We start from the raw sequence: 13,380 nt of genomic DNA, 5'->3' as shown, positions 1-13,380 counted from the left end.
GTTGAAAATAAGAGGCGCAAATAATCAATTTTTATTGCGTCCCCAAAATCATGACATTGGCTTCAACTTCTAAATTAACGACACTAGCCATGTTTTTTGAAACACTTTATTAATAAAATTCTCCGTGATACAAGGAGCTTAAAATAAGCAGGGTATGAATTCTGATGGTCTTTTAAATATTTACGAACAATACTACGAAGCTGAATTGAAATATGGGTTCTTCATCAAGGCGAAATCATGGCAATCCATAGGCCAGGTCATGTTCATAGCCGGAATTGACGAAGGGCAGCCCTTGAGAGGGGAACCACCCTATTTCAACAACCCAAAAGTTATCGTAAGACTATTCTATGCCGACAGTGTTTCGCAGATTACCGAGTCGACCACGTCGCGGGTCGTAGCTTTGGTGGATGGTGGTACTTATAGGTACCAGCCTGTTGTCTGAAAAAGTGTTTCGCCAAAACCAAATCCCGATAAGGTGTCTTTTCCTAGATAAATAAAGATTTATATTTCGAGTAGTCAGTAAACTCGTCCTTAAACCCGTTAAAGACGTCTTCTTCTTTATAATCGCCACCTAGAAGTGAACTGAATGCATAAACACTTTTTCGTAGCAATGAGGCCTGTTCGGCACTAACTTTTCGGTTTGACATCTCGATCAATTTTTCCCGTAAGCCGTTTTCCATATGGTACTCCATCGTTTCAGGATGTAAATTGGGTTGAATACCTTCATAGACCATTATGTAGGCAACCTTTCCGTACCACTGCTTTTCCATTAAATAAGAGACCCATAGGTTTTTAAGCTGCCCTCGTCCCTGCTTTTTTATACTATCCATGGCCGTGCGTTGTTCTTTCAGTACATCATCCAAATTTTTCAGGGAACTGAGATATTCATTAGTGTTTTTACGTAATGGAACACTGACCGGATATTTGGAATAGATGGATGCTACATGGATTTTATCTCCCCGTGCTTCAAAAAAGAAACCTCTGGCATTGAAAAGCCTTATATAATCGGTTGGGGATTTTTCAAATAGGATATTGAATCCTTCCATTGCCTTATGAAAGGCCTTTAAACTCTTTTTCTCGTAACCCGTTCGAAACGTTTTGGTCATGCTCCCATATAATTCCGGCATCAATATCGGCAGGAAAAATGATGTTGGATTTAAATCCATGGCTTTTGTGCTATCGTCCGCTGTTAGCATTTCCAACACCTTTTCATTTTGGTTGATGGACCCGGTGGAAATATAGGCTTCATCGGAATTGGAGGGAATTATTCCTTGCAATGTAAGGGGAATGGAATGTGTGCCAGAATTCAAAAAGGTAACGTTGCCGTGATGATATTTTAGACCTAACCCCCGTAGTAGATAAAATGCGATGTTCGTATCGTTGGTTATGTCAAAAACCGATTTTTCCAGCACCTTTTTAATCAACCCCGTCCTTATTTCCAGTTTTTTGATTTCCCTTTTCGATTCGGTCTTCGCGAATTCGGCTCGAATGTCATCAAACCTATTTTTAAGGGTCTTGGGCAACATTTTTCCGTTATTTGCACCTAGATAGTGGTTCAAAAAAGAATAGTGCTCAGTACGTGCTATAAGTGGCAGCAAGTCCTTAAGATTTCTGTTTACAACAAATTCCGACAATAGCTCCTTGCTTTTATTTGTGCCCAGATACGATTTGTAGAAAGCGTTCTTTATCAGTTTTTTGATTTCAAGGCTAAACTGATTACTCCCAATATCAATGTGGGTCTCGGAGGACTGGTCTCCACTCAATCGGGAATTATTGGGCCAATCGTGTTGCAGGCTTATCTCGGATGCCTTAAAAGTATATCCCGACTTATCATATATAATAAAGTCCGCCAATTGCCTATTCCTTCCATATAGTAGCTGACAATCGATGTTCTGATAAGATTTCAGGACATCGGGCAAATCCTCGGTCTTAATATTATTGAAGAGTTTAAATGTGGTCAGCAGTTGCTTTTCCAAACGTTTTTTGTGCATGGGTAAAAGCTTTGATTTGCTGTATTTTTCAAAGATGGTCCTTAGTTTTGGCCCACTCAGTTCAGGATGGACGACATAGCCGTTTATGAACTGGGTATTGTATTGTTTTTGGTTGTCGATGCCGTAGGCCACCCCTACCCTTCCGCTGGCATGGGTCATCGTCCTTACGACGATATGGTAAGGTTTTGCCAATCGCGCCAGCTCTTCAAAACCCCGAACTTTATATTTCTGCAACAGGCCGTTGATTACATCCTGCATATAGAATTTAGTCCCGTTATTTTCATCGACAGAAAGCTGTAGTTCGGGCAAACGGTACTTCGGAAGGTCCCTTTGAACCTTTGTGCCCGGCGAAGGAGAGAGACCGTATTTTTTCTCCAAAAACCTTTGGGTGGCTACATTTCTATGGTAATCGTTGCGCAAATTGATGAGCGTACCGGATTCGTTCACGGTGGTAGATACAAGGTGTACATGCTCATGGATGGTATCGCTATGGCGTACCACGACGTAGGGCTGTTCCCCGTATCCCATTTCATCCATATAATCCTTGGCAACCTTATAGAACGTTTTGTCGTCAAGATGCTCCCCATGGGGCAGGTTGAGGGTAATATGGGCATATCGACTGGCCGAATCATGGCGTTGGCCCTGAAAATGTAATGTATTCGCGAAAAATTTAGGGGTGGTGCCAAATTCCGATATCGTGTTCTGAAAGCCCAAAATGGTACTTCCGTTCTTTCCAAAAACATAGTTCAATACCCCATGTACGGTCTCGCGATATAGAATACGACCGATCATTTATGGTAATTTTTCACTTAACAGTTCCAAAATTTGCATCAATAAGGTATTCGTTTTTTCGATTTCAGCATCCAACTTTGCGGATGGGCTTCTCAAATTTTTGGCATGTGCAGTTGCTGTAAGCTGGTTTATATTGGTGCCGATCCTATTGATTTGATAAATGAGGTTTGCCGAAGGTCCGGGCAGTTTTTTGGTGTCCTCGGCCTGTTGTTTATCAAGTATCAGCCGCCTTAAAAAAGGGGCCACTACTCCCCTTTTGGTAAAATCGAGGTTGTAGGTTCCCATGGTCTCCTTGACCATTTGCAGTTCCGAATCATTAAAGCGGAGCACTATGCCATGTATCCGCTTTTTATTGCCTAAAGGTTTTCTGCCTGTTTTACGTGCCATTTCTCTGGTTTAACGGTATAACCGCATTTTTCACTTCGTTAGAAGTAGTAGTTTTAAGATACTTAAAACATAACTTGCGAAATTCTCTGAATTTCAATATACGAAATTATTACCGAAAGTAAATGGGATATTTAAGGTATAAATGTACCATCAAATTAATTATGGACATTATAACATCTTGGATAACAGCGAACGATTGTTTTTACCATCTTAAGTAGGGTTGTCAAGACAACCTATTGCCCCCATAACGGATTCATTTTATGATATGCACCATCTCAAATGATAATAAACGATACAGCAAACTTAAATACCGTGCCTGGGCAAAAAAAGTGCATGGGACTTTTTTGTCCCATGGGCTTTTGAGCGGTTCCGAGGATGCCAAGGAGGCCGATAGGCATTTCTTGGCTTCCACAGGAACAAGGGCTACACATTCTTTTGATTTTACCCATCGGTCATACTGTGTTTGAACCCAAAAATGCTCTAGATACAGCCATCCTATTTTTTCAAGATCATTATTTAAAAAATCGGTCCTATTTGCATTATTGGACCTTTATACATTTCAAGAAAATCATCGAAATATCATAAAAATAGATTCGTCCTTAAGCCAAATGAAACCACGTTGTGGATCCATTTAGATTCATTTGGCCTCATATGGTTTTAGCCCAAATTATTTTTCATAAACATCTAGTTATTAACAAATTATAATTATATATTTCTCAATAATTATATAATTAATTAGGGATTTAGGTCATTAAACAATGCCTTGATTATTTCATCATTTAACTAATTATTGAAAGAACTAAATAACGGATTATGGATACAAAGATTATTAGTGTGGTAGGCGAAAAAGGTGGTATCGGAAAAACGACATTGAACATTATTCTAGCTTCAAATCTTTTCTATGCAAAGCAGCAAAAAATTGTGCTTTTGGATGCCGATAATCCTCAATACTCCATCTACAAAAAACGGAATCGGGAAATGGAAATGTTGGATGCCGAAGAAAGGGCAGGTTTGGAACTTTATCCTATTGAACCAGTAACCGTTCAGAATCTACAGGATGCCATCCTGAAGTACTATGGCCAAGTGGATTATATAATTCTCGACCTTCCTGGCAGTTTGAATGTAGAGATGGTCAAAGGGCTAATGTATGTGGAACATGTTTTTGTGCCCTTTGACCATGACGAACTGGAAATAGACAGCACTTCACACTTTTATTTCACGTTGAAAAATAATTTCCTTGATAATGAAGAGCGTGTATTAAAGAGCATCCATCTTTTTTTCAACAAGTACAAGCTGGTCAAAAGAAACAAGTTTGCGGTGCTGCGCCAGCAATTTAAAGAGGCGGGTATTCCCATGATGACCAGTGTAGTCAAGGACAAGACCATCTACAAGGAAAGATATCGGAATACACTGTACCCCATACCTGAGCATAAAGAAAGGGGCGAAAAAGATATCAAACATTTCTTTGAGGAAGTAAGCCAACTAACAAAATAGCGCAATACTATGAAAAGAGGAAAAAAAGTAAATACACTAGGTCTGATCCAAAAAATGGCGGAACAGAACAAAGAAACCGTGAATGTGCTGAAGACCTTGAAAAGTGAGCGTTCGATTGAGGAAACGCCGAGTGGGTCCAAACAACATTTTGAGCCTAAAACCGTTAGGAATACGAAAGAAACCGCAGTCATTGAGAATCATAAAGGGATGACATCCAAAAATTCTTCAATGACCGACGAGTACCCGGTTCGACAATTTAAATTGTTCCTACGCACGGAAAACTTTCGCGATAGAAAGGAATCCTTCGTGCTTTCCTTAAGTAAGGACTGCATGGGAAAATATGAAAAATTGGCACAGGGGGCATCCTATAAATTGGACATAAAAACCCATCGCAATGACTTGATAAGAAAGGTTTTGGAAGATTTTATAGATAAAAAGTATAGAAAACTGATAAACATAATAGAACAAAAATAGAAAACTTTGAGCAGCTACTGGTACATATTGATAGGTTTGGCCCTAATCTATTACGGGTATGTTCTGTGGGTGCTGTTCAAGAAGAAAAAAACGTCAAAGAAAAAAGATTCAAAAAATATTGCTTTTTTGCATTTAAATAATATATTTGCATATAAGTCAGATAATGAACAAACTGATTTGGAAGCTGTACTCGACCAGATGACCGAAGTGGAAAACACCTCGGAACTTCTGGAAGCTTTTAAAGAGGGTTCATTGGAAGATGATGCAAATTCCTTAACTCGCAAAAAGCATGAAAAACTCAAAGTTATCCGCAATGAGGATACGGCCGAGAACAATGGGCCGGATTCCGAAACCTGATCCCATTATCCTATTCCTACTTCTGGTCTGCATTCCCATATGTTTCTACGGCCAGTTTGACCAACTCCTGCAAGAGGCGCAAGATTTCAAGAACGACTCCAAAAGCCTTTCCCGTGAAATCATAGATATTATCAAGATTATAGCGGGCACGGCACTTGGTATTATGGCCTTGGCCTATATCTATATCCGTAACCAACAGACGGATCTTGCGGATAAACTTGGAAAGGCCATTATTGGGATAGCCATCTTTTTTGCCATGATCGCCATTGGCGAGGAAATTGCCAACATCTAAATTTCCTTACGTCATGGAGAATAATTTTATCCCGATCAGGAAAGGGCTGCAAAAGGATGTCCTATATCGAGGCCTCAAGGCAAAGTACATTATGTACTGCCTTTATCTTGGCCTGGCAGCGATTATACTGGGACTGGTCCTATCCACTTTTATTCCGATGGTATTGGCCATGTTAGCGATCGTCATCGCAATCGCCATCATATTCCTCGTCCTTCTGTTCTACTCACGAACCTACGGCGCCAATGGGTTTGTCAAAAAAATGGCAGATGCCGCCAAACCCGATTCCATAAAAATATCCAATACATACGAAAACCTATTGCTATGGAAAAACAAGTAGCACTTTGGGACGCGTTCCCTATTTACGGTTATGAGAGAAGGGCATTGATATCCAAAGAGAAGGGTTGTTTGACCGTTCCCCTAAAACTTGAATTACCCGAAGTATATACATTGGATGCTCTGGAATATGGAATGCTTCAAGAGCTGTTTTCCAACATCATCAATGTCTTGGGCCCGAATAGGCTCCTACACCGGCAGGATTTCTTTCTTCAGGAAAATTATACTCCGAATTCCCAAAGGCTACGAGGCGATATGTTGGAACGCGCCAACGAAAAACATTTTGAGGACCGCCCTTATTTGGTCGGCAGCCATTATCTATATATCAGCGTTGTTCCCAAAAATTACATTACCTATGGTTCCAAACGGGCGAACTCGTTCTTGGGCAAAAGGCGGGAATTCTATTTGTCGCATACCGTTCCCGAAGAATTCATCGATAGCGGAATATTGAAGGAGTTCGAAAATCAAGTGGAGAATGTCGACAATTTGATTAATTCGAGCGGTCTGATAAAGTCCGAACTATTGGATTATGACGATTTGTTTTCCCCGGATGGGCTATACCCCAAATATTTTGGCATTTGTGAAGAAAACGCCAATCTAACCGATGTGGATTTCGCCAACAACTCCATAAATATTGGCAGTAAGAAGGGGCAATTTTTCACGCTGGAAAATTTGGATCAGTTCACCAAAGAGCATGTAGGCACCCATGAGCTATATGGAAAGTTCACTACCCGTCATAATCGTTTCCCTATCGGCAATCTGTTTTCTTTGGGTTTCAAGGTGCCCCATGAACATATCATCAATCAATATATCCACATACCGGATCAGGAAAAAGCACTTTCCAGCCTACGGAAAAAAGCGAAAAGCTTCCAGCGCTTCAGTACCGGAAAGAAAGATGACAGTAACGCGATATACGCGGATCAAATATTCGACTATACCAAAGATATCCTTGAAAACCACAAGGAAACGGTCTTTTACCATCTCAATGTATTCGGGTTCGAGGACGACCGGAGCAGGCAAGGGCAAATGGAAAACTCCATTTCTTCCGCCTTTAAAAAATTGAAGATCAATGCAAAGAGGAACAGTATAGATAGGAAGAATCTGTTTTTTGCCGGTGTCCCTGGTAATGCTATTGGCATCCCGTTCGAGCTATACCTACCCATGCCGAGCGATATGGCCTCCTCCCTACTCTATTTTGAAGGCGGCTATAAAGATTCGTCGAAAGCCGTTGATGGGCTGCGTACGGTGGATAGAATCTCCGGCCGGCCGCTTACTGCCAGCTTGTATCGAATACCTGAAGAAAAAGGTTGGATATTCAATCGGGGGATGTTGGTCGCCTCCGGGTCGGGCGGCGGCAAATCCTATTATGTCAACCATTACATCGCTTCCGAACTGAGGCAAGGCGGGGAGGCCGTTATCATCGAGGACGGCAATTCCTACGATAAACTTACCGAGGTATTTGGTGGCATAATCCTGCAGCATGATGATGACCGGCCATTTACCTTCAATCCTTTTCTTCTGGACAATCACGATGTTGTCGAGAACCGCACTCGGAGCAAGACTTTGGCCGAAAGCAAACTGCTGCACCTTGTAACGCTTCTCAAATTGATTACGGGTAACAGTAAGGATGTCACAGGTTTGGAAGTCGCAAATACCGTTATCGAACTTTTGGTTACGGGTTATTACGAGTTAATGTGGCAAAGCGGTAATACAAATTTCAGGTTTGACACTTTCTATGAGTATTGCAGGAATCATATAATAGCATTTATTGGAACCAAAGAAATTCCGAAGGAAAAATTCGATGCCAATGTGTTCCTCTTCCTGCTGGAAAAGTATTACACAGGCGGGCCGAGAGGCGAACTCTTGAACAAACAGGACGATAGGATTACCAGACTAAGCGATGAAAAAGTGGTGTACTTCAAATTGGGCAAACTGATCGATAACGAGCTGCTGTTTCCCATCACTGCGCTGATGATAATGGAGATCTTTAACAAGAAGATGCATGACCTCGCCAAACTGTCCATAAATAAAATATTGGCCGTAGACGAGGCATGGAAGGCCTTGGTAAGGCCCGAACTGGTACACTATTTCAACAGCCAATCAAGAATGGCGCGAAAACTGGGAGGCCAGCCTATTTTTATTTCCCAAAAAGTAAGTGACTTTATCTCCTCCGAAATCATCAAAAATGCCATTGTGGTCAACTCGCACATCAAGGTCTTCCTGGACATGCGGGACTTTGCCCAATCCTTCGATAAGATACAGACCGTTATGGGTTTAAACGAGAAACAAAAACAGCTTATTCTTTCCATCAATAAGGATTTACCGAAGGACAGAAAGTTCCGTGAGGCCGCGTTCTGTTGGATGGACAAGGTAAAGGTCTACGGCTTGGAAACCTCTTTGGAAGAGAAATGCATTTACGAAACCAATCCGACCGAGAGCGGTAAAATTTTGGAACTGTATAAAAAGAATCATAAAAATTGGGAGTTGACCGCAAAGGCCTACGCCTTTGAAAATGCTCCATAAAACTAAGACTATGAAAAGAACATTTGTATTAATGGGTTTGCTTTTTCCATTGGCGATCATTTCCCAAATTCCGGTTACCGATGCCGCGACCAACGCCAGCGTTGGAATGGTAAACAGTCAACTGATGAATATCAACATACAGCTAAAGGCCGTCAACAAAAATCTTTCCCGCCTTATTAACCTGATGGAGAAAAACAACAATGAAACCTTAAAATCGAGAAAGATCCTTAAAGAAGAGCTGGAGGCCAAGAAACAGGCACCGGCCTATGTGACCAAATCGACGGACGTTAGCAGGACCATCGACTTAAAAACCAAGATTTTGGAGGCGTATCGCACTTCCAAACAGACCGTACAACAATTGGAACACTTGAATCGAAAAGAAAGGCAGGAGTTTTTTGGCTTTGCCGCGAACGCTATCCTTGAAACCAAAAACCTTTTTAAACAATGCAACGATATCCTGAAGACCAAGGCGATAATCCTACCCGAGGAACGCCTAAAGAAAGTGAACGGAATCAACAGTGAACTGGAAAGTATTCTCGATAACCTGATAGTCTATAACAACAAACTTTCACGGACCAATGCCTTCAGAAAGTCCAGAAGCACACTGATAAATATGAACAAAGAATAAAAAGAAACCATGCAGATTACGGACAAAGGAATTCGGGAAACGGTCAACGAGCTTTTTGACCAATATATTATTGACGCTTTTGAGGTGGTCGATCCCATTATAGGTATCGGGCAACAATTCGCCTATATCGGTATCGGGCTTATCGCACTGGGCGTGTTTCTGAACGAAGAAAAAAGAGCGAACATTCTTGCTTACCTCAAATGGGTGCCTTTGGCCATATTGCTTTTGAACTACGAAGTGGTTATCCTGACCATATACGAGTTTTATCAAACGGTCGGAACAACTTTTAAAGCCAACGATATTTCGTGGGACGTACTTCAAACGAAGATTTTTATAGCACAGATGGAGGCCCTTGAGTCCGAGGACGGCACATGGAGCTTATTGGCTTTGGATTCGGAAGGACTTGCATCCATCGCCTTGGGATTTGTTACCTCTACGGCCACGTCGATTGCCTCGTTCATATCGGCCGTTGTATTTGTCGGCATCAAAGCCATGTCGGTAATCTACCTTTTCGTCCTGATCATATTTGGCCCGTTGAATATCGGGCTGTCATTCATTCCTGTCTTTTCGGGGATGTGGAAAGCTTGGCTACAGAAGTTTATGAGCGTATGCCTATGGATACCCATGCTATATCTGATCGACAATTTTATGCTCAAGATTCTCGATAATCTTATACAAACTTTGCTATACGACGGAGAAGCCAATTTGGGCCTGGTGCTGACAAGTGCCCTATTGATGTTAATGAACGTATTCGTATACCTCAAGGCACCGGTCTTGTCCAACTTTATTGTGCAGGGCATGAACGTAAGCGCAAGCCAACTAAAAGACAGGACAAAACATTATGCCAAAAAAGCCGCACAGACAGCGGTCGATGCAAAGACGGGCGGAGCTACAAAAGGCGTAAGAACTTTGATACAATAATCCTTTCAACGATCAAAGAAGAATTTAAACGAACACAGAAGAACAGATGGACGGTAAATACAGGATTTTCAACGATTTAAGTAGGATTCGTAGCAATAGCAACAAGGTACTATATGTATCTTTAATTCTTACGTTCGTCTCGACCATCCTCAATATCTACTATACCTACAGAACGAACGAGAGTGCCAGGAACAGTTTCTATCTGCTCGATAAAGGCCAGAAATTGGCCGTAGTCAGAATCAAGGACTACAAGCGGGCGGTAGATATTTTATGCGAAGGCCATATTGCAAATTTCCATGAACTCTTCTTTGCCTTGGAACCTGATTTGCGCCATATCAAAAGAAATATTGAAGGCAGGGCGCTTTATATGGGCGATCATTCGGTACAGCGATTGTACAATAGGTTGATCGATCAAAGTTATTATGAGGATATAGCCAAAAGTGGCTATTCCATCGAAGTGGAAAAGGATTCGATTTTAGTGGATTACTCACGCTATCCCTTTCCATTTCGGTTTGTCGGAAAACAACGAATCTTAAAAGATGGGAATGCGGAATATCGAACCTTGATCACAACGGGGTTTATCGAGGAGACCAAATCGACACCGAACAATTTGAACGGTTTAAAGATCCTCAGGTTCGATGTTTTGAACAATACGGATCTGTAACCACCAACCTATGAACAGTATGATTGAAAAGTTTAACCATTGGATACGGCAGCATAAGCTGTTCGCTATTTCTGCACCCATAATCGTGTTGCTTACGGTATTTTTTATCACGACCAGTATAAGTTCTGTGCGGAACCATGGGAAAAACGATTTGGATAAGGATGGTTACAACAATTTCCTGCCGGACCAAAAGAAGGAACTTAAGGTCGAGGAACCAAACGATATCTATAAAAATGCTCAACAAGATTCTTTGGACGCCCAGAAGAATAATGGACTTTTCAAAAGCATTCTCCACTCAAAAAAAGAAAACGATTCACTGGAACGCCTCTTGGAAGAACTGAACAATTTTTCATTGGACGAAACGGCTTCGCAAGATATCGATGATGAAAACACCCTCGACCAAAACACTACAACCCCCGAATATGTTACAAAAAAGAGCGTAGCCAAAGAAAAACTGGAATACAGGAAGTTACTGATGGAAGCTCGTGACGAACGTCTCTCGCGAAGTCAGGACTATTCCGCACCTTATATGGAATCACCATCTACAGTTACCGTGGAATCAATAAAATTTGATGCGTCAATATATCGCGATCAGTTCATACTGCCCGGTAATCGTGTAGTGCTTATTTTAAGGGAAGATGTGCACTATAATAACAAGCGATTCCCCAAGAACACCTTTGTGTATGCCAAATCGAACTTGCAAGGATCTCGGGTTCTGTTGGAAGTAACCAATATCGACAACGTAAAGATACCGCTAACGGCTATCGACCAAGAAGATGGAATGGTCGGATTACACAACGAAAGGGCAGGTGAACTGCTGAATGAATTTAACGCAGAGATCCGACAACAAGGAGTCAATGAACTTTCCGAAGCGGCAGGAGAAGTTTCTGAAACACCACTCGGTCGAAACCTTGTCCGCTCCTTCGGCAACTTTTTCCAGAAGAAAAAATACAAACAACAGGATAAAATCTTATTGGTCAATGGAGACCGTGTTTTTTTGGTGCCCAAAACCTAAATGAATGGCTAAGAAAATACTACTCATATCAACATTTATTTTCGCTTCGGCATGTGCCGCACAGCGTTATAGCGACACTTTGGAAGTGGCTAGAAACTACAAGACCATTTTGATATTTCCTGAAAATATTTCTGAAAGTATTATCGGGAACGATTTTGGGTTTATAGCAGACCTGCCAAAAGCTGAGGGAAGTAAATTTCATGGAAGGATCTTAAAGCTATATTACGATGAACTTGCCACGGAGGAAAAAAACTTTACGAACCATACCGTAATTACAGAATCGGGCCAAGTCTATGATTTCATTCTTGAACTGACCGAGCGACCAAAACAGTTCACTTGGTACATCAAGCCCGAAATGGCCATTACCAATATTGATGGAACAACAAGAAATGTGCAAAATAACAATAACGCTTCTGAGGGTACTACATCAGAAAACAAAGAGAATGAGGCGGTAGCCATATCAACGGCTAAACCTGCAAAAACTTCCGACAATTCCATAGACAGGGCAACCAAAGAGCTTTACGAAAAAGATCCAATGGAATACTATCGTCTTCGGTGCTATTATATGCAGTTTGACAGGGCCAGAATCAGTCGCTATTTTGCACGGTTGGATAATGTTTTTCTTTGGCTCAAGGGGGTCTATTACAACGAGGACGAACTCTATTTTCAGTTTCGGATCGAGAATAAGGAAGGGCTTGATCTGGACATCAATTTCATCAAGCACCAAATCGCCACAAATTACAGGAACAGTAGCAGCAACCAGCGAATGGAACTAAAGCCCCTTTTTACCTACAAACAGCCCAAAACGGTGGCCGGAAAGAGCGAGAACCATTTCGTGGTGGTCTTTAAAAAATTCGCATTGGACGAAAAAAAAGAGGTGGTCGTGGAATTGGACGAAGAATCGGGCAACCGAAACCTGTCCCTGAAAATCGGGCATGAAATAATCAACAACCCAATACACTTTTGAACATGAAAAATTTATTATTCATAACCGCAATAATAGCTTGCAGTTCAATTCATTCCCAGGAAGGCAATTATGCTTCATCAATCGGGGTCAGCAGCGGATATGCCGAAGACGGTTTTGGCATTATGGCAACCTATAATTACCACTTGAATCGAAATCGGTATGCCCAGTTGAGCGTATTCGCCGCCATAGCGGAAGACCGAGGTACGTTCACGATTCCCTACAACATATTCACGGTACAACCTGGCTATTTCTTTAAAATTCTGGAACAAAGAAACTTTAAACGTTATGCGCTCAATATCGGGGGTGGTGCCATTATCGGTTACGAGGTCATCAACAATGGCAATAGCCTCTTGGAAACGGGTGCGGTCATCGATGCCAAGAGCCAGTTTATCTACGGAGCCTATGTAGGGCTTGAGGGCGAGCTTACCCTGAGCAATGATTTTTCCCTCTTGGTCAAGGCCAACGAGTATTATCATGTAAATAGCGATGTGGGCAATTTCTATCCCTATGCAGGTATCGGCCTTCGTTATTTTCTGTTTTAA

Annotated in this window: 16 protein-coding genes; 14 read left to right on the top strand and 2 right to left on the bottom strand. The window is 41.6% G+C overall.

Annotated elements, in window-relative coordinates:
• Positions 1–154 precede the first annotated feature (154 nt).
• The gene (locus GVT53_RS06460) at positions 155–442 is read left to right on the top strand and encodes a hypothetical protein (protein ID WP_067030354.1); all 288 of its coding nucleotides are present in this window, start codon (positions 155–157) and stop codon (positions 440–442) included.
• A 43-nt stretch (positions 443–485) separates the two neighbouring features.
• Here the strand turns inward: GVT53_RS06460 and GVT53_RS06455 are convergent, their stop codons facing one another.
• Both GVT53_RS06455 and GVT53_RS06450 read right to left on the bottom strand, forming a co-directional pair.
• Positions 486–2,783 carry a relaxase/mobilization nuclease domain-containing protein gene (locus GVT53_RS06455; protein ID WP_067030351.1) on the bottom strand — a complete coding sequence of 766 codons (2,298 nt, stop codon included), beginning with the start codon at positions 2,781–2,783 and terminating at the stop codon, positions 486–488.
• Entirely contained in the window at positions 2,784–3,170 is a 387-nt protein-coding gene (locus tag GVT53_RS06450; RefSeq protein WP_116183697.1) for a plasmid mobilization relaxosome protein MobC, read from the bottom strand.
• 260 nt (positions 3,171–3,430) lie between these two features.
• Between GVT53_RS06450 and GVT53_RS06445 the strand changes: the two genes are divergently transcribed.
• From GVT53_RS06445 to GVT53_RS06385, 13 genes are all read left to right on the top strand, one after another.
• Complete coding sequence (locus GVT53_RS06445) at positions 3,431–3,637, top strand: hypothetical protein (RefSeq protein ID WP_116183698.1); 207 nt, start codon at positions 3,431–3,433, stop codon at positions 3,635–3,637.
• A 346-nt stretch (positions 3,638–3,983) separates the two neighbouring features.
• Positions 3,984–4,664: a ParA family protein gene (locus tag GVT53_RS06440; protein WP_067030418.1), complete on the top strand. Its 681-nt coding sequence runs from the start codon at positions 3,984–3,986 to the stop codon at positions 4,662–4,664.
• A 9-nt stretch (positions 4,665–4,673) separates the two neighbouring features.
• The gene (locus tag GVT53_RS06435; RefSeq protein WP_067030415.1) at positions 4,674–5,138 is read left to right on the top strand and encodes a hypothetical protein; all 465 of its coding nucleotides are present in this window, start codon (positions 4,674–4,676) and stop codon (positions 5,136–5,138) included.
• Positions 5,139–5,144: 6 nt separating this feature from the next.
• Positions 5,145–5,495 (top strand): hypothetical protein, encoded by a 351-nt coding sequence (locus GVT53_RS06430; RefSeq protein ID WP_147296617.1) that lies wholly within the window; start codon positions 5,145–5,147, stop codon positions 5,493–5,495.
• A complete protein-coding gene (locus GVT53_RS06425; protein WP_166247889.1) occupies positions 5,428–5,787 on the top strand; it encodes a hypothetical protein in 360 nt (119 codons plus the stop codon). Before GVT53_RS06430 ends, GVT53_RS06425 begins: the two co-directional genes overlap by 68 nt.
• Before the next feature lie 13 nt (positions 5,788–5,800).
• Positions 5,801–6,124, top strand: coding sequence for a DUF4133 domain-containing protein (locus GVT53_RS06420; protein ID WP_116183701.1), 324 nt, complete (start codon positions 5,801–5,803; stop codon positions 6,122–6,124).
• On the top strand, positions 6,109–8,643 hold the full coding sequence (locus tag GVT53_RS06415) for a TraG family conjugative transposon ATPase (protein ID WP_116183702.1): 2,535 nt from the start codon (positions 6,109–6,111) through the stop codon (positions 8,641–8,643). The genes GVT53_RS06420 and GVT53_RS06415 overlap by 16 nt, the downstream gene beginning before the upstream one ends.
• Before the next feature lie 10 nt (positions 8,644–8,653).
• Positions 8,654–9,271, top strand: coding sequence for a hypothetical protein (locus GVT53_RS06410; protein WP_116183703.1), 618 nt, complete (start codon positions 8,654–8,656; stop codon positions 9,269–9,271).
• A gap of 9 nt (positions 9,272–9,280) precedes the next feature.
• Positions 9,281–10,192, top strand: coding sequence for a TraJ family protein (locus GVT53_RS06405; protein WP_116183704.1), 912 nt, complete (start codon positions 9,281–9,283; stop codon positions 10,190–10,192).
• A 46-nt stretch (positions 10,193–10,238) separates the two neighbouring features.
• Positions 10,239–10,856, top strand: a complete 618-nt coding sequence (locus GVT53_RS06400) for a hypothetical protein (RefSeq protein WP_067037738.1) — start codon at positions 10,239–10,241, stop codon at positions 10,854–10,856.
• A 10-nt stretch (positions 10,857–10,866) separates the two neighbouring features.
• The gene (gene traM / locus GVT53_RS06395) at positions 10,867–11,871 is read left to right on the top strand and encodes a conjugative transposon protein TraM (RefSeq protein ID WP_067037736.1); all 1,005 of its coding nucleotides are present in this window, start codon (positions 10,867–10,869) and stop codon (positions 11,869–11,871) included.
• Positions 11,872–11,875: 4 nt separating this feature from the next.
• Complete coding sequence (locus GVT53_RS06390; protein WP_067037734.1) at positions 11,876–12,838, top strand: DUF4138 domain-containing protein; 963 nt, start codon at positions 11,876–11,878, stop codon at positions 12,836–12,838.
• A gap of 2 nt (positions 12,839–12,840) precedes the next feature.
• Positions 12,841–13,380 carry a conjugal transfer protein TraO gene (locus GVT53_RS06385; protein WP_067037733.1) on the top strand — a complete coding sequence of 180 codons (540 nt, stop codon included), beginning with the start codon at positions 12,841–12,843 and terminating at the stop codon, positions 13,378–13,380.

The sequence above is a fragment of the Flagellimonas oceani genome (assembly GCF_011068285.1).
In the GTDB taxonomy this organism is placed as follows: domain Bacteria; phylum Bacteroidota; class Bacteroidia; order Flavobacteriales; family Flavobacteriaceae; genus Flagellimonas; species Flagellimonas oceani.
The sequence above is the reverse complement of the archived record's forward strand: the minus strand, read 5'-3'. Positions and strand labels throughout refer to the sequence as shown.